Here is a 20,279-nt window from a genome sequence, read left to right as displayed (position 1 = left end):
GGGGGGGGGGGGCCGCGGGGGGGGGGGGGCCCGGGGGGGGGGGGGGGGGCGGGCGGCGGGGCCCCGGCCGCCGCGCGCCCCGCCCGCGCGGCGCCCGCCGCCGACGGCCACGCGGGCGTGACGCTCGACGAGACCGGAAGCAAGAAAACCGCCGGCTGGGCCGCGGTTGTCGCCGCCGGTCTCTTTCTGGGTTTCGCGGCGACTTGGTACACGCTGCTGGTGGCCTACAGCGCGTTCACGGTGACGCTCATGGCGCTGGTGCTGGCCGCCTCGCGCTGGCGCACCAACAGGAAGGCGGCGCTGGACCCGCTGTACCGGCTGGCGGTCATCGCGGTCATCGCGGCGGCCATCGCGTCCATCACCTGGCTGCCGTACCTGCTGAGAACACTCAACTCCCCGGTCAGCGACAGCGGCAGCGCCCAGCACTACCTGCCTGCCGACGGCGCTCAGCTGAGCTTCCCCATGCTGCAGTTCTCCCTACTGGGCGCGATCTGCATGATCGGCACGCTATGGCTGGTCATCCGGGCGCGGTCGTCGGTAAGGGCTGCGGCGCTGGGCATCGGCGTGCTGGCCCTCTACCTGTGGTCGCTGCTGTCGATGCTGACCACGCTGGCGCGCACCACACTGCTGTCGTTCCGGCTGCAGCCGACCCTGAGCGTGCTGCTGGTGGCTGCCGGGGTGTTTGGCTTCATCGAAGCGGCGCGGGCGCTGGCCGGCCGCAGCCGGGTGGTCCTTCCCCTCGCCGCTGCCATCGGGCTGACCGGCGCGATCGCGTTCAGCCAGGACATCCCCGATGTGCTGCGGCCCGACATCACCATCGCCTACACCGACACCGACGGACACGGCGAGCGCGGCGATCGTCGGCCCCCCAGTTCGGAGAAGTACTACCCCGCCATCGACGCCACGATCCAGCGCGTCACCGGTAAGCCGCGCGACGAAACCGTCGTCCTCACCGCCGACTACAGCTTCCTGTCCTTCTACCCCTACTGGGGCTTCCAGGGCTTGACGCCGCATTACGCCAATCCGCTGGCACAGTTCGACAAGCGAGCCGCCGCAATCGAGAGCTGGTCCAAGCTGCAGACAACCGACGAGTTCATCAGCGCTCTCGACAAGCTGCCGTGGCAGCCGCCGACGGTGTTCCTGATGCGCCGCGGCGCGGGCAACACCTACACCCTGCGCCTGGCCGAGGACGTCTATCCGAACCAGCCCAACGTGCGCCGGTACACCGTCGAGCTCAAGTCATCCCTGTTCACCGACCCGCGGTTCGCCGTCGAAACCATCGGGCCGTTCGTCCTGGCAATTCGCAAGCCCGAGGCGCGTGCCTGATGGCCACCGAAACCTCACCGCGCATCGTCGAGCAATTAGCATCTACCTCCGTGAGCGACGCGGGCGCGAAATATCGGATCGCTCGCGTCGTCGCGATCGTCGCCGGTCTGCTCGGGACCGTTCTTTCGCTGGCCACGCCCCTGCTGCCGGTGAAGCAGACCACCGCCGAGCTCAACTGGCCGCAGAACGGCACGTTCAGCAGTGTGGAAGCGCCGCTGATCAGCTACGTCGCGACGGAGTTGACCATCACCGTGCCGTGCCAGGCCGCCGCCGGGCTGTCCGGACCCCAGAACAACGGCAAGACGGTCCTGCTTTCCACCGTTCCCAAGCAGGCCCCGAAAGCCGTCGACCGAGGGCTACTGCTGGAACGCTCCAACGACGAGCTCGTGCTCGTGGTGCGCAACGTCCCGGTGGTCAGCGCCCCCATGAGCGAGGTGCTGAGCCCCGCCTGCCGGCGCCTGACGTTCACCGCCCACGCGGACAAGGTCACCGCCGAATTCGTCGGTCTGACTCAGGGCCCCAAGGCCGAGCACCCGGGTGAGCCACTGCGCGGCGAGCGGAGCGGCTACGACTTCCGCCCGCAGATCGTCGGGGTGTTCACCGACCTGAGCGGCCCGGCGCCGGCCGATTTGAAGTTCTCGGCGACCATCGACACCCGCTACAGCAGCGCTCCGACGCCGCTGAAGCTCGCCGCGATGATCCTTGGGCTCGCGCTCACCCTTGCGGCGTTGATCGCGCTGCACGTCCTGGACACCGCGGACGGCACCCGGCACCGCCGCTTCCTACCGGCCCGGTGGTGGTCGCTTGGGCCCCTGGACGCGGTGGTCATCGCGGTGCTCGTGTGGTGGCATTTCGTCGGGGCCAACACCTCCGACGACGGCTACATCCTGACCATGGCGCGGGTATCCGAGCACGCCGGATACATGGCCAACTACTACCGCTGGCTGGGCACTCCCGAGGCCCCGTTCGGCTGGTACTACGACCTGCTGGCCCTGTGGTCGCATGTCACCACGACCAGCATCTGGATGCGGCTGCCGGTGCTGGGGATGGCGTTGACCTGTTGGTGGGTGATCAGCCGCGAGGTCATCCCGCGACTGGGTCACGCCGTGAAGACCAACCGGGCCGCGGCGTGGACGGCGGCCGGCATGTTCCTGGCGGTCTGGCTGCCGCTGGACAACGGATTGCGGCCCGAGCCGATCATCGCCCTGGGCATCCTGCTCACCTGGTGCTCGGTGGAGCGAGCGGTGGCCACCAACCGACTGCTACCGGTGGCGACCGCCTGCATTATCGGTGCCCTGACTCTGTTCTCGGGGCCGACGGGCATCGCCTCCATCGGCGCGCTGCTGGTCGCGATAGGTCCGCTCCGCACCATCATGCACCGCCGGTCCAGACAGTTCGGCGCGCTGCCGCTGCTGGCGCCCATCCTGGCCGCGGCCACCGTCACCACGATCCTGATCTTCCGCGACCAGACTCTGGCCGGCGAGATGCAGGCGACCGCCCTCAAGCGCGCCCTCGGACCCAGTTTGAGCTGGTTCGACGAACACATTCGTTACGAGCGGCTGTTCATGGCTAGCCCGGACGGGTCGGTGGCGCGACGCTTCGCGGTCCTGGCGCTGGTGCTCGCGTTGGCGATCACGGTGGCAATGTCGTTGCGCAAGGGCCGCATTCCGGGGACCGCCGCCGGTCCGAGCCGCCGCATCGTCGGGATCACGATCATCTCGTTCATCGCGATGATGTTCACTCCCACCAAATGGACGCACCACTTCGGTGTGTTCGCCGGGTTGGCCGGATCGCTGGGGGCGCTGGCCGCCGTTGCGGTCACGGCCGCGGCGATGCGCTCACGACGCAACCGGACAATGTTCGCCGCGGTGGTGCTGTTCCTGGTGGCATTGTCGTTCGCCAGCGTCAACGGCTGGTGGTATGTGTCCAATTTCGGTGTGCCGTGGTCGAATCAGTTCCCGGAGTGGCACTTTGGGTTCACCACCATGCTGCTCGGGCTGACGGTGGTGGTGTTGCTGCTGGCAGCCTGGTTCAACTTCATCGCCACCGAGAACGAACCTCCGAAAACGCGGCTCGGGACGCGGCTGGAAGGAATTGTGCAGGCGCCGTTGGCAATTGCGGCGTGGGCGCTGGTGACCTTCGAAGTGGCGTCGCTCACCCTGGCGATGATCGGGCAGTATCCGGCGTGGACGGTGGGTCGTTCCAACCTTCAAGCGTTGACCGGCAAGACGTGCGGACTGGCCGAAGACGTGCTGGTGGAGCAGGACCCCAATGCCGGCATGCTCTCGCCGGTGAACGCCCCGGCGGCCGACGCGTTGGGTGCGGGTCTCTCGGAAGCCTTCACGCCCAACGGTATTCCTGCCGACGTGTCTGCCGACCCGGTGATGGAGCGCGCCTTCGACCGCAGTTTCGTCAGCGACGACGGACTGATCACCGGCAGCGACCCCGGCACCGAGGGCGGAACCACCGCCGCGCCGGGCATCAACGGCTCTCGCGCCCGATTGCCATTCAATCTGGATCCGGCCCGCACGCCGGTGCTGGGCAGTTGGCGCAGCGGTGTCCAGGTACCGGCCACGCTGCGATCGGCCTGGTATCGGCTGCCACCGAGGGACGAGTGGGGCCAGGCGCCACTACTGGTGGTTACAGCGGCCGGCCGGTTCGATCCCCGAGAAATCCAGGTACAGTGGGCCACTGACGAAGACGCGGCCAGCGGGCACCCCGGCGGATCGCTGGGCTTCGCCGACGTCGGCGCGGCACCGGCCTGGCGCAACCTGCGGGCGCCGCTGTCCGCAATTCCAAGCGGTGCCACCCAGATTCGGCTCGTCGCCGAGGACCAGGACCTGGCGCCCCAGCATTGGATTGCGCTCACCCCGCCGCGCATCCCCAAGGTGCAAACGCTGCAGGACGTGGTGGGTTCGAAGGATCCGGTGTTCCTGGACTGGCTTGTCGGACTGGCCTTCCCGTGCCAGCGTCCGTTCGGACATCAGAACGGCGTCGACGAGACACCGAAATGGCGGATCCTGCCGGACCGGTTCGGCGCCGAGGCCAACTCCCCCGTGATGGACAAGAACGGCGGCGGACCGTTGGGCGTCACCGAATTGCTGTTGCACACCACAACGGTGGCCAGCTACCTCAAGGACGACTGGTTCCGGGACTGGGGGTCGCTGCAACGCTTGACGCCGTGGTACCCCGACGCGCGGCCCGCCGAACTGAACTTGGGCACCGTGACGCGCAGCGGGTTGTGGGATCCGGCGCCGCTGCGACGGAGCTGACTCGGCGCCTTCGGGCCTTCGCGTCGAGCGTGGGGGTCGTGGCCGCAGGCCGGCGGGAAACTTCAAGGTCCTGGCGCCGACTGTGGGGGTTCTGGCCCCGGACCTCGCTGCGCGGGTACATATCCCACACATTCGACGCCTAGGCCGTTGCGCCGGGCGCCGAACGGCGCCCGGCTACGGCTCACAGTTGGGCAGGAACGGAATGCACACCCGCGGCGGCCGCGGAGGCGGAAAGCCTTCGATGATTCTCGAGTCGGTCAACGGGCTGTTCTGGTCGAAATACCAAGGGTGACAGACGCTTCGATCCCAGTCGGGCATGTTCTTCAGTTCCGGCGAACCGGGACACCACTGATAGGTGCAGCTGTTGGTGGGGGTCGATTTTGTGCCGCCGTCCTGGCACACCATGGGGGCAGGGTCGGCGTGGGCACTGCCAGCCGCGAATATTATTCCCGCAGTGCCGAATACGCCGATACCACCGGCCGCTACCGCGCCGGCAACCCTCCTGTTCAATTCCCGAGAGATACTCATGGCACCAGATTGCGGTGTGCCACTTGCAGAATTCTTGCGCCGCGGGCGCCGCAATCAATCCACGGCTCGGAGTTCAAAGATGAACTGGTAACCACAGATGGAGATCCGGTCGCCGTGCGACAGCGGCGCACTGCCCGTGATGAGCCGCCCCTCCACCTCCACACCATTGGTGGACCGCAAATCGGTGATGACGTATTCCGTTCCGGTGTCGCTGATTACGGCGTGGTAGCGGCTGACGTCGGTGTCCTCGATCACGACGTCGTTGTCGGCGAGTCGCCCGATTCTCGTCGTCGCACCGGTGAGCCTGTGTCGTCGCCCGGCCGAGTCGGTCAACGTCGCGACGACCGACTTCGGCATCCCGAGTGTCGGCAGCTCTTCCCGGAAGACGGAGCGCCGACGGGTTTTCAGGTCCGGCCGCAGGGTGCCCAGCCGCTCCTGACGCAGAATGCGCTCATGCAACGCATTGATAGTGGGCCCCGGATCGATGCCAAGCCCGTCGGCCAGGGCCGTCTTCAACCGGCGGTAGGCGTTCAGCGCGTCTGACTGGCGCTCGGTGACGTAGTAGGCGGTGATCAGCTGCGCCCACAGCGGTTCGCGGAAAGGGTGCTCGGCGGTGAGCGTCTCGAGTTCGCCGATCACCGCGCCGGCCCGTCCGCAGGCGATCTCCGCCTCGGCACGGGCGGTGTGCACGGCCACCTTCTCTTCCATGAGCGCCGTGTTGACCGCGTCGACGAACGCCAGGTCGCGCAGGTCGTCGAGCACCGGTCCACGCCACTCAGCCAGCGCTGCCGACAGGTGTCTGCTGGCTTCCTCATACCGTCCTTGGGCGGCGGCCTCGATGCCCGCCCGCTTTTCCAGGCTGAATCGGCCGTGATCGCAATTGGCGTCCGGGACGCTCAGTTGATAGCCCGGAGGCGCGCTCGCCAGCACCCGCACCGGATCGACGCCGGCCTCGCGCAGCAGCCGGCGCAGGTTGGAGATGTGCGATTGGATGCTGGTCCGCGCCGCCGGTACCGGTTCGTCGCCCCATACGGCGTTGATCAATGTCTCGACAGACACCGGCCGGTTGCGGTTCATCAGCAGCACGGCCAAGACTGCCCGCTGCTTCGCCGGCCCTAACGGCACCAAGGCACCGTTGGAGATCATCTGCAACGGTCCGAGAACGCCAAACCCAAGCGCAGTGTTGGTCATCGCGCTAGTCAGCCTACGCGTATGCCGCACTGATCTTCATCGGTTGCTCGCCGAGTGATCGGAGCCAGAGCGCGACATCGCGCCTCACCGCAGCCCCGGCTTACATGCATCGCCTACGATCGAGCCTCGTGCCCCACGACGGTAATGAGCGATCTCCGCGGATCGCCCGTCTTATCGCCGTCGCCGCCGGAATCGCCGGTCTGCTGTTGTGCGCGGCAGTGCCGTTGTTGTCCGTCCGGCAAACCACGGCGACCATCCTGTGGCCGCAGGGCACCAATTCGACCGACAACAACGTCACCCAGATCACCGCACCACTGGTCTCCGGCGCGCCGCAGTCATTGGACATCTCCATTCCCTGCTCGGCGATCGCCACCCTGCCACCCGACGGCGGTCTGGTGCTGTCCACCCTGCCCGCCGACGGCTTCGAGACAGGCAAGTACGGGCTGTTCGTCCGAGCCACCAAGGACAGCGTCGTCGTCGCGTTCCGGGACACGGTGGCCGCCGTCGCACCCCGGGCGGCCGTCGCCGGCGGGTGCAGCGTCCTGCACATCTGGGCCAACCCGGGCGGCGTGGGCGCCGATTTCGCCGGCATCCCCGGCGCGACCGGGACCCTGCCACCCGAAAAGAAGCCATCGGTCGGCGGTATCTTCACCGACCTGAAGGTGCCCCCGCAGCCCGACCTGTGGGCCCATGTCGACGTCGACACCCGATTCATCACCCAGCCCACCCTGGTCAAGAAGATCGCGCTGGTCTTGGGTGCACTGGCGGTGCTCACCGCGATCCTGGCCCTGGGTGTGCTGGATCGGCACAGCCGGGGCGACACGCTACGCAATTGGCGCTCCCCCATCGCGTGGCTGTCCCGCTACCGCCCCCGCGTACATAAGAGCATCTTCTGGCGGGTCGGCTTCGCGACCTGGCTCGCCGACGCCGGTGTGATCGGCACGCTGCTGCTGTGGCATGTCATCGGCGCCACCTCGTCGGATGACGGCTACAACCTGACCATCGCGCGCGTCGCGCCCAAGGCCGGCTATATCGCCAACTACTACCGGTACTTCGGGACCACCGAGGCGCCCTTCGACTGGTACCTGTCGTTGCTTTCGCACATGGCGTCGGTGAGCACGGCGGGCGTCTGGATGCGGCTGCCGGCCACCCTGGCCGGTATCGCGTGCTGGCTGCTGATCAGCCGTTTTGTGCTGCGCCGGTTGGGGCCGGGCAAGGGCGGTCTGGCGTCCAACCGGGTAGCGGTGCTCACCGGCGGCGCGGTGTTCGTGGCCGCCTGGCTGCCGTTCAACAACGGCCTGCGGCCCGAGCCGCTGATCGCGCTGGGCGTGCTGGTCACCTGGATCCTGGTGGAGCGCGCGATCGCGCTGGGACGGCTGGCCCCGGCCGCCGTCGCCATCATCGTCGCGATGCTCACCGCGACGCTGGCGCCGCAGGGGTTGATCGCCGTCGCCGCGCTGCTGGTCGGCGCCCGCGCCATCGCCCAGCGGATTCGGCGCCGACGCGGCACCGACGGGCTGCTGGCGCCCCTGGCCGTGCTGGGGGCCTCGCTCGCCTCCATCACGCTGGTGGTGTTCCGCAGCCAGACGCTGGCCACGGTGGCCGAGTCGGCCCGCATCAAGTACACGGTCGGGCCGACAATCGCCTGGTATCAGGACTTCCTGCGCTACTACTTCCTCACTGTCGAATCGAACGCCGACGGCTCGATGTCGCGCCGCTTCGGCGTGCTGGTGTTGCTGCTCTGCCTGTTCGGCGTGCTGTTCGTGCTGCTGCGGCGCGGCGGGGTGGCGGGCCTGGCCAGCGGTCCGGCCTGGCGGCTGATCGGCACCACCGCCCTGGGTCTGTTGCTGCTGACGTTCACCCCGACGAAATGGGCCATCCAGTTCGGTGCGTTCGCCTCACTGGCCGGTGCGCTGGGGGGCGTCACGGCCTTCGTCTTCGCCCGGATCGGGCTGCACAGCCGACGCAACCTGGCGCTGTACGTCACCGCGTTGCTGTTCGTGCTGGCGTGGGCCACCTCGGGCATCAACGGCTGGTTCTACGTCGGCAACTACGGCGTGCCGTGGTACGACATCCAGCCCGTCATCGCCAGCCGCCCGGTGACCTCGATGTTCCTGACGCTGTCGATCTTCACCGGCCTGCTGACCGCCTGGTACCACTTCCGCATGGACTACGCCGGGCACACCGAGGTCAAGAACAACCGGCGTAACCGCTTCCTGGCGTCCACGCCGCTGCTGGTGGTCGCGGTGATCATGGTCCTCGGCGAGGTCGGCTCGATGGCCAAGGGCGCGGTCTTCCGCTACCCGCTCTACACCACCGCGAAGGCCAACGTCGCCGCGATCAAGTCGGGGTTGTCGCCCACCAGCTGCGCCATGGCCGACGACGTGCTGGCCGAACCCGACCCGAACGCCGGCATGCTGGAACCGGCCCCGGGCCAGCAGTTCGGACCCGCCGGCCCGCTCGGCGGTGTCAACCCCGTCGGGTTCAAGCCCGAGGGCGTCGGCGACGACCTCAAGTCCGACCCGGTGGTGAGCAAGCCAGGCGTGGTCAACTCCGACGCCTCCCCCAACAAGCCCAACGCCGCGATCACCGACTCCGCGGGCACCGCCGGCGGCAAGGGCCCGGTCGGGGTCAACGGGTCGCACGCGGCCCTGCCGTTCGGCTTGGACCCCGCCCGCACCCCCGTGATGGGCAGTTACGGCGAGAACAACCTGGCGGCGACGGCCACGTCGGCCTGGTACCAGTTGCCTCCGGATTGGCAGGCGCAGCAAGCGGAGCGCCCGCTGGTGGTGGTGTCCGCGGCCGGCGCCATCTGGAGCTACAAGGAAGACGGCGACTTCGTCTACGGCCAGTCGCTCAGATTGCAGTGGGGCCGGACCCGCCCCGACGGCACCATCGAGGAGCAGGGGTTGGTCTTCCCGATCGACCTTGGCCCGCAGCCCGCCTGGCGCAACCTGCGCTTCCCGCTGACCTGGGCGCCGCGGGATGCCACGGTCGCGCGCATCGTCGCCTACGACCCGAACCTGAGTTCCGAGCAGTGGTTCGCGTTCACCCCGCCGCGGGTGCCGCACCTGGAGACGCTGCAGAAGTTGATCGGCTCGCAGACGCCGGTGTTGATGGACATCGCCACCGCCGCCAACTTCCCCTGCCAACGGCCGTTCACCGAGCACCTCGGCATCGCCGAGCTTCCCGAGTACCGAATCCTGCCCGACCACAAACAGACCGCGGTGTCGTCGAACCTGTGGCAGAGCCGTTCGACCGGTGGGCCGTTCCTGTTCACTCAGGGGCTGCTCTGGACGTCGACGATCTCGACGTACCTGAGCGGTGACTGGTACCGCGACTGGGGATCGGTCGAGCAGTACCACCGCGTGGTGCCCGCCGACCGGGCGCCCGACGCAGTGGTGGAAGAGGGCGTGCAGACCGTGCACGGCTGGACCCGCCTCGGACCGGTGAGGGCCCTCCCATGACGGCAGTGACGGCCCGAGAGGCTCAAGAGATCAGAGCGGACCGCAACGTGCGGCTGACGCGATGGGTTGCGACGATCGCCGGGCTGCTCGGCTTTGTGCTGGCGGTCGCCACGCCGCTCCTCCCGGTGGTGCAGACCACCGCGCTGCTGAACTGGCCGCAGGATGGCCAACTCAACAGCGTCACCGCGCCGCTGATCTCCCTGACGCCGGTCGATTTCGAAGCCACCGTGCCCTGCAGCGTCGTGCGCGACATGCCGCCCGACGGCGGCGTGATCCTGGGCACCGCACCCAAGCAGGGCAAGGACGCCAACCTCAACGCGCTGTTCGTAGTCGTGCGGGCCAAGACCGTCGACGTCACCGACCGCAACGTGGTGATCCTGTCCGTGCCGCGCGACCTGGTGCTCTCCGCGGCGTGCGAACGCATCGACGTCACCTCCACGCATGCGGGCACCTTCGCGCACTTCGTGGGGCTGAAAAATCCAAAGGGGGAGCCGTTGCGCAGCGGCTACCCCGACCCCAACCTGCGCCCGCAGATCGTCGGGGTGTTCACCGACCTGACCGGTCCCGCCCCGCCCGGGCTGAGCCTCACGGCCACCATCGACACCCGGTTCTCCACCACGCCGACGATCCTGAAACTGGCCGCGATGATCGGCGCGATCGTGTCCACGATCGTGGCCCTGATCGCGCTGTGGCGCCTGGACCAGCTGGACGGCCACCGGATGCGCCGCTGGATTCCCACCAACTGGCGCACCTTCACGTTGGCCGACGGGGTGGTGATCTTCGGGTTCCTGCTCTGGCATGTCATCGGAGCGAACTCGTCGGACGACGGCTACATCCTGGGCATGGCCCGGGTCGCCGACCACGCCGGCTACATGTCCAACTACTTCCGCTGGTTCGGCAGCCCCGAGGACCCGTTCGGCTGGTATTACAACCTGCTGGCGCTGATGACCCACGTCAGCGACAACAGCCTGTGGATGCGGTTGCCCGACCTGTTCGCCGGACTGGTCTGTTGGCTGCTGCTCTCGCGTGAAGTGCTGCCGCGGTTGGGTCCGGCGGTCACCGGCAGCAAGGCCGCGAACTGGGCGGCCGGCATGGTCCTGTTGACCGCGTGGATGCCGTTCAACAACGGCCTGCGGCCGGAGCCCATCATCGCCCTCGGCTCGCTTGTCACCTATGTGCTCATCGAGCGTTCGATGCGCTACAGCCGACTCACGCCGGCGGCGCTGGCCATCATCACCGCGGCGTTCACCCTCGGTGTTCAGCCCACCGGCCTGATCGCGGTGGCCGCGCTGGTGGCCGGCGGCCGCCCGATCCTGCGGATCTTCATGCGCCGGCAGCGCGTCGTCGGCAAGCTGCCGTTGCTCTCGCCGATGCTGGCCGCCGGCACGGTCATCCTCACCGTGGTGTTCGCCGACCAGACGCTGTCAACGGTGTTGGAAGCCACCAAGATTCGCACCAAGATCGGACCGAGCCAGGCCTGGTACACCGAGAACCTGCGCTACTACTACCTGATCCTGCCGACCGTCGACGGCTCGCTGTCGCGCCGGTTCGGCTTCCTGATCACCGCGCTGTGTTTGTTCACCGCGGTGTTCATCATGTTGCGCCGCAAGCGAGTTCCCGGTGTGGCACGTGGCCCGGCTTGGCGGCTGATGGGCGTCATCTTCGCCACCATGTTCTTCTTGATGTTCACCCCGACCAAGTGGGTGCACCACTTTGGGCTGTTCGCCGCGGTGGGTGCGGCGGTGGCGGCGTTGACGACGGTGTTGGTATCGCCATCGGTGCTGCGCTGGTCGCGCAACCGAATGGCGTTCCTGGCGGCCGTGTTCTTCATGCTGGCACTGTGTTTCGCCACCACCAACGGTTGGTGGTATGTGTCCAGCTACGGGGTGCCGTTCAACAACGCCATGCCGAAGATCGACGGAATCACCATCAGCACAATCTTTTTCGCCTTATTCGTGCTGGCGGCGGCGTATGCGGCCTGGCTGCACTTCGCGCCCCGCGGCAGCGGCGAAGGCCGGCTGGCCCGGGCGCTGACGGCCGCGCCCATACCGCTGACGGCGGGCTTCATGGCGGTGGTGTTCATCGCCTCGATGGTGGCCGGGATCGTGCGGCAGTACCCCACCTATTCCAACGGCTGGTCGAACCTGCGTGCGCTCGCGGGCGGCTGCGGCCTTGCCGACGACGTGCTCGTCGAACCGGATCCCAACGAGGGCTTCATGACGCCGCTACCTGGCGACTACGGCCCGCTGGGACCGCTGGGCGGGACCGATCCCGTCGGCTTCTCGCCCAACGGGGTGCCCGAAAAGACCGTCGCCGAGGCGATCGTGATGAAGCCGAACCAGCCCGGCACCGACTACGACTGGGATGCGCCCACCAAGCTGACCAAGCCGGGCATCAACGGGTCGACCGTGCCCCTGCCCTATCAACTCGACCCGGCGCGGGTTCCCTTGGCGGGCACCTACACCAGCGGCGCGCAGCAGCAGAGCCGCCTCACCTCGGCGTGGTACCAGCTGCCCGAGTCTGACCAGGCTCCGGTGGACAGCCACCCGCTGGTGGTGATCACTGCCGCCGGCAAGATCGCCGGCCACAGCGTGTTGCACGGCTACACCCCCGGGCAGACGGTGGTGCTGGAATACGCGCGGCAAGGGCCCGGCCCGCTGGTGCCGGCCGGCCGGATGGTGCCCGACGACCTCTACGGCGAGCAGCCCAAGGTGTGGCGCAACCTACGCTTCGCTCGGGACAAGATGCCCGCCGACACGGTCGCGGTCCGAGTGGTGGCCGAGGACCTGTCGCTGACGCCGGAGGACTGGATCGCGGTGACCCCGCCGCGGGTGCCGGAGCTGCGCTCGCTGCAGGAGTACGTCGGCTCGACCCAGCCCGTGCTGCTGGACTGGGCGGTCGGCTTGGCCTTCCCGTGTCAGCACCCGATGCTGCACCGCAATGGCGTCACCGAGATCCCGAAGTTCCGCATCACGCCGGACTATTCGGCCAAGAAGCTGGACACCGACACCTGGCAGGACGGCACCAACGGCGGGTTGCTCGGGATCACCGACTTGTTGCTGCGGGCGCATGTCATGGCGACGTACCTGTCTCGCGACTGGGCCCGCGACTGGGGGTCGCTGCGCAAGTTCGACACGTTGGTGGACGCCCCGCCCGCGCGGCTTGAGCTGGACGAAGCGACCCGCAGCGGCTGGTGGACGCCGGGGCGGATTCGGACGAATCCGTAACGCGCGGCGCCGCTGGCCTTTACGCCGTCGGCGGGGCCCCGCCGACTGTGTGGGATAAATCCCGCCGCACGCCGTCTTCGGGCCATAGGCCACACACTCGGCGCAGACGCAGGCCGCGGCGCGCAAAGTTCCCGCGCCGAACGTGTGGGATAAATCCCGCCGCACGCCGCTATGGGGCCAAGAGCCTCACACTCGGCGCAGACACAGGCCGTTTCGCGTCAACTTCGCCGCGCCGACGTGTGGGTATTACACCAGGCGACCGCCAGCGGAGGCGGGTGAAACACTGGGGCGCATGGGCTCGCGGCGTCCCGCCATCGCATCGGTCGCGGCGGCCGTGTGCCTCACGTCGTGTGCGTCGCCGCCGCCGCCCGGCCCGGGCTCCGTCGCCCGCCCGCGCTACGTCGCCATGGGCGACTCCGTCGCCGCCGCGCCCGGAGTGCCCGAGCCGGCGGCTCCCCGCGGATGCCACAAGTCGACCAACAACTACCCGTCCGTACTGGCACGACGGGTCGACGCCGCCACCTTCACCGACGTCACCTGCAGCGGCGCGACGACCGATGACATCACCAACCGCGCCCAACAGACCGACCACGGCCTCATCCCGCGTCAGCTCGACGCCGTCGAGCCCACGACCGATCTGATCACAATCACCGTCGGCGCCAACGACATTGGCATGTCGGGCAACGCCGAAGCCTGCCGCGCCGGCACCCCTGACCCGAAGCCGTGCAGAGCGGATTTCGTCGTCGGCGGCGTCGACAAGGCTTCCGAGGTGATCAACGCGCAGGTGCCGATCTGGGCCACGATGATCGACGAGATCCGCGCAAAGGCACCGCGGTCTCGAATCATCTTGGTGGGCTACGGAATTTTCATCCGTTCCGGAGGATGCTTCCCCAGCCAACCGTTACTGCCAACCGACGCCGATTACCTGCAAGCCAAAGTCGACGAAATGAACGACCGGCAAAGGGATCTCGCCGGGCAGAAGAAAATCGAATTCTTCGACACCCGGGTGCTGTCGCAAGACCACGACATGTGCGCGCCGCCCGCTGAGCGCTACGTCGAAGGCTACGAAACGACCGTTGGCGCGGTGCCGTTGCACCCGACCGCGTTGGGTGCCGAAGCGGTGGGCAATGCGCTCACCGACTACCTGACCCGATCCGCGTATAGCTAACAGGGTGCACAATCTTTGCGAGCCCTTGATTCGGGTCCGGTACCCGGCCAGTATGAGGAAATGGTGCAGCCAATGCGAGACGTGAGACGTGCAGGAACATCCGCCGCAGCAATCACTTTCGCGGCTTTCTTGGGACTAGGGACGGCCAGCGCCGCGCCCGAGCCATCGGGACCCACCCGGGTGCCCCTTAACGCCTACCTGCGGAATTGCGACTTCAGCAAGGTCCAGAACGCGGTCCAGATACCGCTCACCTTCAACGGCCAAGGCACGGCGATCGTCCGCAAATCCGGATCCTCAGTGGTCGCCGACATTCAGATGGTCATCGCCAGTGGCGGCCCCCAGCATTACGACGTCGTCATGATTCCGACGCCGCGCGCCTCGTCGAACCCCTGCGGCCCGGGCGCTCCGGGCACCACCACCGTCGGCCTGGACACCAACGAGGGCGGTATCGGGTCGGCAACCATCGGCGGCACCCTTCCGTCGGGCTCCACGGGTGTCTGGTTCTCCGTTTCGCGGCCGGGCCCCAACAACCAGGCCCCGGCGGAGTATTACTCCTCTGAATTCGCCGTGCCGCTCTAACTCAGGCGTGGCCTACAGGCCAGCCCTGTATAAGTACGGGCATGGGTGATTACGACACCGAAGCGGTGGACCGGCTCCCCTTCTCCACACCGGAAAAGGCGCGGCGCTACCAAACGGAGAACTTCCGGGGTGCGGTCGGACTCAACTGGTACGAAACCGATCCGACGCTGCAATCCACCATGGCGTACTACCTGCACCCCGACGAACTCGCGGTGGTCGAACCGCACCTGACCCGCATCGGGGCGCTGATGGGCGGCCCGGTCGCCCGATGGGCCGAAGAAACCGACCGCAATCCACCGCGTCTGGAACGCTACGACCGGTGGGGGCACGACATCAGCCAGGTCGTCATGCCCCCGTCGTTCACCGCGTCCAAGCAAGCGGTGCTGGAAGCCCAGCGTGCATTGCGCGCCGACGCACGGGCGGCCAAGGTCAGCTCGTCGCTGCCGTTGTTCGCGTCCAACTACCTGCTCAACCAGGCCGACATCGGGATGGGCTGCGCCCTGGGAACCGGCGGCGGGATGGTGCAGTCGCTGGTGGCCGCGTACGCGCCCGCCGACGTGCGCGACCACGTCCTCGCCAAGTTCGAGTCGGGGGAATGGGCGGGTGAGACGGCGCAACTGCTGACCGAACGCACCGGCGGCTCCGATCTTGGCGCGCTGGAAACCACCGCCACCCGCAACGGCGACTCGTGGTTGCTGAACGGATTCAAGTGGTTCGCCTCGAACTGCGCCGGCGAAGCGTTCGTCGTGCTGGCCAAGCCGGAGGGCGCGCCCGACTCGAGCCGCGGCGTCGCCAACTTCCTGGTGCTGCGCACCCGCCGCGACGGGTCCCGCAACGGGGTCAGGATTCGTCGGCTCAAGGACAAACTCGGAACGCGCTCGGTCGCATCCGGCGAGGTCGAGTTCGTCGACGCCGAGGCCTTCCTGCTGTCCGGCGAGCCGTCCGGCGACTCCGGCCCGTCCGACGGGAAGGGCCTGGGGCGGATGATGGAACTGACCAACGCCGCGCGCCTCGGCATTGCCCTGTTCGGGCTCGGCAATGCGCGCCGCGCGCTGGTGGAGTCGCTGTGCTACGCCCGCCGGCGTCAGGCGTTCGGCGGGGCGTTGATCGACAAGCCGCTGATGCGCCGCAAGCTGGCGGAGTTGATCGTCGACGTCGAGGCCGCGCAGGCATTGGTGTTCGACGGCATCGGCGCCGCGAATCATCGCCAGCCACGCAGCATTCGGCAGCGCATCGCGGTGCCCGTCACCAAGCTCAAGGTGTGCCGGCTGGGAATCACCGCCGCCTCCGACGCCATCGAAATCCACGGCGGCAACGGCTACATCGAAACCTGGCCGGTGGCAGGGCTTTTGCGCGATGCACAGGTCAACACCATCTGGGAGGGCCCGGACAACATCCTGTGTCTGGACGTGCGCCGGGGCATCGAGCAGAGCAGTGCCCACGAGGCGCTGTTGGCGCGCCTGCGCGACGCCGTTTCGGTTTCCGACGACGACGAGACAACGCAGTTGGTGGTCCACCGCGTCAAGGATCTCGACGCCGCAGTCACCGCCTGGTCAAAGCTCAACCACACCAACCGGGATGCCGCCGAGGCGCGGCTGTTTCCGTTGGCGCAGTTCATGGGCGACGTCTATGCCGGTGCGCTGCTCACCGAGCAAGCGGCGTGGGAACGCGAGGTTCGAGGCGCCGACCGCAAGGCCCTGGTCGCCCGGTTGTACGCCCAGCGGTATCTGGCCGACCGCGGGCCGCTGCGCGGCATCGACGCCGACTCGGACGAGGCATTGGACCGCTTCGACGAACTGGTGGACGGAGCGCTGCGATTATGAGGAAGTTCGGCATTGCGGCACTGGCAGCGGTAGCGCTCATGTTCTCGCCGCCTGCGACCGCCGACCCCTCGATAGTTGAGCAAGACACCGTTCATCAAGTCTTGATCGGCGCACCGGACGCGCCGGTGAAGGTGCTCTTCGGCCGCCATGCCGCCATTTATCTGCTGGACCGCAATGACCCGAATTTCGCTGCGTGGCTTGCCATTCTGCAGCAGGCGCACGATCAGGGCAGCCAGGTGCGCTTCGCCTACGACGTGTACGGACCGCGTCTTACCCGGATAGAGCCCGCGCCATAGGAGCGCGAGTGGCGACCTACAACTCGCGGGCGTCGAGAGCCTTCTGGACTTCCTGCGCTTGTGCCACTTGCCGCGCGGTGTAACCGATGAGCAGCGCGACCGCGGCGAGCAGCGCAATGACCCCGCTGAGCCACAGCATGCCGTAGGTGTAGCCGTGATCCAACGCATTCAGTTGAGCGGGGTTCATGAACTTCACCGGACCCGTGGTGCCGCCGAGGTGCAGCGTGCGCGCCATGACTGCGGCCTGCGTGAAGGGCAGCACGATCGGCCCGCCCAGGCTCGCGACCATCAGCGCGATCGCTGACGTGGGTCCGATGCGGTCGGGCCCCACGCTCGCGATGAGCGACAGCCCGAGAGGGACATTGATGATGCCCAGGCCCAGCCCGGCGATGAAGATCGGCAGCGCAAGGTTCGGGAAATACGGGACGCCGCGGTTGAGCGTCGAGCCGTATAGCAACGCACCCAACACCAGCGCGCAGCCGATGATCACCACCACGCGCGGCGAAAGCCGCGCGACCAGTTGCGATGACACACCCACCCCGACGCCCGTCGCAATGGCAAAGGGAATGAAGCTGATACCTGCGCGCAAGGGGCTGTAGCCCATGATGTCCTGCACGTACACGGCCACCAACACAGTCAGGGTCAACGCCACGCCACTGACCAGGAACATGGCCCCAAATGTGGCCAACCGGCTGCGGTCGAAGAACAGGCTGAAGGGCACGATGGGGTTTTCGGCGGTCCGCTCCACCACGACAAACGCGGTGAAAGCGCCGACGGCCACCACGGCCGAAGCGATCATCGTGACCGACAGCCAGCCCTTCTCCGGCCCGAGAGAAAGCCCGTAGAACGCCGCGGTAGAAAACAGCGTCGCCAGCAGGGCCCCGCTGACGTCGAGCTTCATCCGTTCCTTATCGGTCTCGCCAAGCGCGGTCCGAGCCAGGTAAAGCGCCAGCAGTCCGATGGGCACGCAAATCAAAAACACCAGCCGCCAGGACACGTCGGTCAGGATCCCGCCTACTGCCAAGCCCGCGACTGAGCCGATGACGGACATCGCACCGAAAACTGCCATCGCGGCGTTGCGGGTGGGGCCCTTCGGGAATGTCGTGGCTACCAACGCCATACACGTGGGTCCGAGGATCGCGAGAGCTACGCCCTGCAGCAGGCGCGCCAGAATAAGCGCGCCCCCGCCCCATGCGAAACCGCACATCGCCGAGGACAAGGTGAACAGCGCCGCCCCGATCATGAAAGCGCGTTTGCGTCCGATGGTGTCGCCCAGGCGACCGCCCAGCAGCATCAGCCCGCTGTAGGTCAGCAACGGCGCGATGAACACCCAGGTCCGTCCGGAGTCGGAGAGATTCAGTTGGTTCTGGATCTTGGGCAGCGCGACGATCGTGATGGTGACGTCCATCGTGCTCATCAATTGCATGCTGCCGATAGTGGTGACCGCGGCGATGAAGCGCCCAGACGGCAGTTCGGTTTTGATTTGTCTCTTGGTGCGGTTAAGCATCGTCCCTCCGGGCGCGGAGCGGTAGTCGTCGCAAAGCTACAGCAGTCCGAGCAGTTCCAGGTCGGTGGCGTACTTGCGGATCACCGCCGGTGTCACATGCGGAATGTCATTCTGGGGGCCGATTTTCGCCCGTTGCACCGCGGCTCGGAATCGATCGGTCGGCGCGTAGGACCCCTGCATCGGCTGTCCGATAGCCCTGGGTGCGTCAGAGCCGAAGATCGCGGTGGCCGGGCCTTCGGCTTGGTGCGCGGCGCCGCTGTCCGATTCATCGGCATCGCTTAACCGGGCGATGAATTGCACCGAATGGCGGCGCTGCCGCTCCGGCAGCGCGCGCAATGCGGTTTCGAACCGCTGTAGCCACTCGTCGAAATCGTCGATGCGCTCGATCGAGTAGCCGGCCTCGATGAGCCAGTCGACATACTCGTCGGGCCCGATACCGTCGTCGTGCGGGTTCATCACGTGATAGGTCTCGAACCCGCCGAGCGCCTGGGCGCCCAGCGTGGTGATCGCTTCGGCAATGAATTCGACTGGCAGACCGTCGAAGTGGGTTCGCTGCCGGTTGCCGTCGGCGTCGGGCGGGTAGAACGAGCTGGGAGCGACACCGGTGGCCAGCACGCTGAGCACCATCCGGGTGAAAATGTCGGTGACGTTGAGCTGACCCGCATACGTGGTGTCGGCCAAGATCATGTCGCAGCGGAATACCGCGACGGGCAGCCCGCACAGATCGTTGGCCTCGCGCAGCAGCACCTCGCCGGCCCACTTGCTGTTGCCGTAACCATTGGCGTAGCCGCCGTCGTTGGAGCGGGTCGGGCAAATCTGCCGGATGTCGGCATCCTCGGTGAACGCGGATGGCTCGACCCCGTCGCCGACGTTGGCGGTCGACACGTAGCTGAAGAGTTTCAGTTTGGTGGTGAGCGCCAGCCGAATCAGCTCCGCGGTCCCCGCAACATTGGGTCCGAATAGCTCGCTGTAGGGCAGGATGCCGTTGACCAGCGCCGCCGAATCGACCACGAGATCGACGGTTTCGGCCAACCGCTGCCAGGCGAGGCCATCGAGACCCAGATTCGCTTCGGCCTTGTCGCCGGCTACGACTTGTAGGTGGTCGGCGGCAAGCTCCTGGTAGTGCGCCAACAATTTCGGGTCACCACTGTCGAAGATGGCGTCCAGTCGAGCCCGTGCCTCCGAATCGGATTTGCCCCGCACCAGACAGATCAGCGTGCCGCCGACGGTCTTCATTCGCTGCAGCCACTCCAACACCAGGTAGCGGCCCAGGAAGCCGGTCGCCCCGGTCAGGAGCACCGTGGATATCTCCGCGCTGACGCCTGGCAACTCGGGGGCAGCAGCCAGCGTCGGGGCGTCGATGAACTTGTCCAGCGTGAGGTCTGCGGCACGGAGTTTCGCGGGCTCGCGGCCGTGCACCAACACGAAGCGCTCGTCGCCGGCATGCTTCTCCAGATGCCTGGTCAGGTCGCCCGGTGTGGGCGCCTCGAATATGGCGCGCACGGGTAATTGGGTGTCCAGGGCTGCGTTGATCGCGGTCATCAGGCGCATCGCCGCCAGCGAATCCCCGCCCAGGTCGAAGAACGAGTCGTCCACGCCGACCCGTTTAGCACCGAGCACCTCGGCGAATGTGCTGACCAGGATCTTCTCGACGGCGTTGGCGGGGGCGCGGTAGTGGTTGCCGGTGTATTCCGGTGCCGGCAGCGCGCGGGTGTCGAGTTTTCCGTTGACCGTCAGCGGCACCGCGTCGATGACCACGACCGCCGCGGGCACCAGATACGCCGGGAGCCGCTCGGCCAGCGCGGTACGCAGGATGGTGGGGTCGGCGGTGCCGGTGACATAACCAACCAGACGCTTGTCCCCGGGGCGGTCCTCGCGGGCGATCACCACCGCTT

At 67.5% G+C, this 20,279-nt stretch carries 12 protein-coding genes; 8 read left to right on the top strand and 4 right to left on the bottom strand.

Annotated features, from left to right (window positions below; all coding sequences use genetic code 11):
• Positions 1 to 1,326, top strand: a 1,326-nt coding sequence (locus tag BST27_RS26285; RefSeq protein ID WP_170062372.1) for an arabinofuranosyltransferase, incomplete at its 5' end; no start/stop codon positions are given.
• Positions 1,326 to 4,598 (top strand): arabinosyltransferase domain-containing protein, encoded by a 3,273-nt coding sequence (locus tag BST27_RS26280; RefSeq protein ID WP_069420087.1) that lies wholly within the window; start codon positions 1,326 to 1,328, stop codon positions 4,596 to 4,598. The genes BST27_RS26285 and BST27_RS26280, both read left to right, overlap by 1 nt.
• A 174-nt stretch (positions 4,599 to 4,772) precedes the next feature.
• Here the strand turns inward: BST27_RS26280 and BST27_RS26275 are convergent, their stop codons facing one another.
• A complete protein-coding gene (locus tag BST27_RS26275) occupies positions 4,773 to 5,126 on the bottom strand; it encodes a hypothetical protein (RefSeq protein WP_139805381.1) in 354 nt (117 codons plus the stop codon).
• A 54-nt stretch (positions 5,127 to 5,180) separates the two neighbouring features.
• Entirely contained in the window at positions 5,181 to 6,317 is a 1,137-nt protein-coding gene (locus tag BST27_RS26270; RefSeq protein WP_069420085.1) for a BTAD domain-containing putative transcriptional regulator, read from the bottom strand.
• 128 nt (positions 6,318 to 6,445) lie between these two features.
• On the opposite strand from BST27_RS26270, the gene BST27_RS26265 reads away from it, so the two are divergent.
• The 6 genes from BST27_RS26265 (at position 6,446) to BST27_RS26240 (ending at position 16,877) form a co-directional block, all read left to right on the top strand.
• The gene (locus BST27_RS26265; RefSeq protein WP_069420084.1) at positions 6,446 to 9,784 is read left to right on the top strand and encodes an arabinosyltransferase domain-containing protein; all 3,339 of its coding nucleotides are present in this window, start codon (positions 6,446 to 6,448) and stop codon (positions 9,782 to 9,784) included.
• On the top strand, positions 9,781 to 13,011 hold the full coding sequence (gene embB / locus BST27_RS26260; RefSeq protein WP_069420083.1) for an arabinosyltransferase EmbB: 3,231 nt from the start codon (positions 9,781 to 9,783) through the stop codon (positions 13,009 to 13,011). The genes BST27_RS26265 and embB overlap by 4 nt, the downstream gene beginning before the upstream one ends.
• A gap of 292 nt (positions 13,012 to 13,303) precedes the next feature.
• Complete coding sequence (locus BST27_RS26255) at positions 13,304 to 14,179, top strand: SGNH/GDSL hydrolase family protein (protein ID WP_069420082.1); 876 nt, start codon at positions 13,304 to 13,306, stop codon at positions 14,177 to 14,179.
• Between the two features lie 72 nt (positions 14,180 to 14,251).
• The gene (locus BST27_RS26250; RefSeq protein WP_069420141.1) at positions 14,252 to 14,758 is read left to right on the top strand and encodes a hypothetical protein; all 507 of its coding nucleotides are present in this window, start codon (positions 14,252 to 14,254) and stop codon (positions 14,756 to 14,758) included.
• Positions 14,759 to 14,799: 41 nt separating this feature from the next.
• Entirely contained in the window at positions 14,800 to 16,581 is a 1,782-nt protein-coding gene (locus tag BST27_RS26245; RefSeq protein ID WP_069420081.1) for an acyl-CoA dehydrogenase family protein, read from the top strand.
• Complete coding sequence (locus tag BST27_RS26240; RefSeq protein WP_069420080.1) at positions 16,578 to 16,877, top strand: hypothetical protein; 300 nt, start codon at positions 16,578 to 16,580, stop codon at positions 16,875 to 16,877. The genes BST27_RS26245 and BST27_RS26240 overlap by 4 nt, the downstream gene beginning before the upstream one ends.
• 16 nt (positions 16,878 to 16,893) lie before the next feature.
• On the opposite strand, the gene BST27_RS26235 is transcribed toward BST27_RS26240, so the two are convergent.
• Positions 16,894 to 18,384: an MFS transporter gene (locus tag BST27_RS26235; protein ID WP_069420079.1), complete on the bottom strand. Its 1,491-nt coding sequence runs from the start codon at positions 18,382 to 18,384 to the stop codon at positions 16,894 to 16,896.
• Positions 18,385 to 18,420: 36 nt separating this feature from the next.
• A partial coding sequence (locus BST27_RS26230; RefSeq protein WP_139805380.1) for an SDR family oxidoreductase occupies positions 18,421 to 20,279 on the bottom strand: 1,859 nt, incomplete at its 5' end.

Origin of the sequence: Mycobacterium intermedium (genome assembly GCF_002086275.1) — a bacterium.
GTDB classification, from domain to species: Bacteria; Actinomycetota; Actinomycetes; order Mycobacteriales; family Mycobacteriaceae; genus Mycobacterium; species Mycobacterium intermedium.
The sequence above is the reverse complement of the archived record's forward strand: the minus strand, read 5'-3'. Positions and strand labels throughout refer to the sequence as shown.

Bases quoted from the DNA above. Each gene is read 5' to 3' on its own strand.
- BST27_RS26280 (WP_069420087.1), top strand. From the start codon at position 1,326: ATGGCCACCGAAACCTCACCGCGCATCGTCGAGCAATTAGCATCTACC.
- BST27_RS26275 (WP_139805381.1), bottom strand. From the start codon at position 5,126: ATGAGTATCTCTCGGGAATTGAACAGGAGGGTTGCCGGCGCGGTAGCG.
- BST27_RS26270 (WP_069420085.1), bottom strand. From the start codon at position 6,317: ATGACCAACACTGCGCTTGGGTTTGGCGTTCTCGGACCGTTGCAGATG.
- embB (WP_069420083.1), top strand. From the start codon at position 9,781: ATGACGGCAGTGACGGCCCGAGAGGCTCAAGAGATCAGAGCGGACCGC.
- BST27_RS26255 (WP_069420082.1), top strand. From the start codon at position 13,304: ATGGGCTCGCGGCGTCCCGCCATCGCATCGGTCGCGGCGGCCGTGTGC.
- BST27_RS26250 (WP_069420141.1), top strand. From the start codon at position 14,252: ATGCGAGACGTGAGACGTGCAGGAACATCCGCCGCAGCAATCACTTTC.
- BST27_RS26245 (WP_069420081.1), top strand. From the start codon at position 14,800: ATGGGTGATTACGACACCGAAGCGGTGGACCGGCTCCCCTTCTCCACA.
- BST27_RS26240 (WP_069420080.1), top strand. From the start codon at position 16,578: ATGAGGAAGTTCGGCATTGCGGCACTGGCAGCGGTAGCGCTCATGTTC.
- BST27_RS26235 (WP_069420079.1), bottom strand. From the start codon at position 18,384: ATGCTTAACCGCACCAAGAGACAAATCAAAACCGAACTGCCGTCTGGG.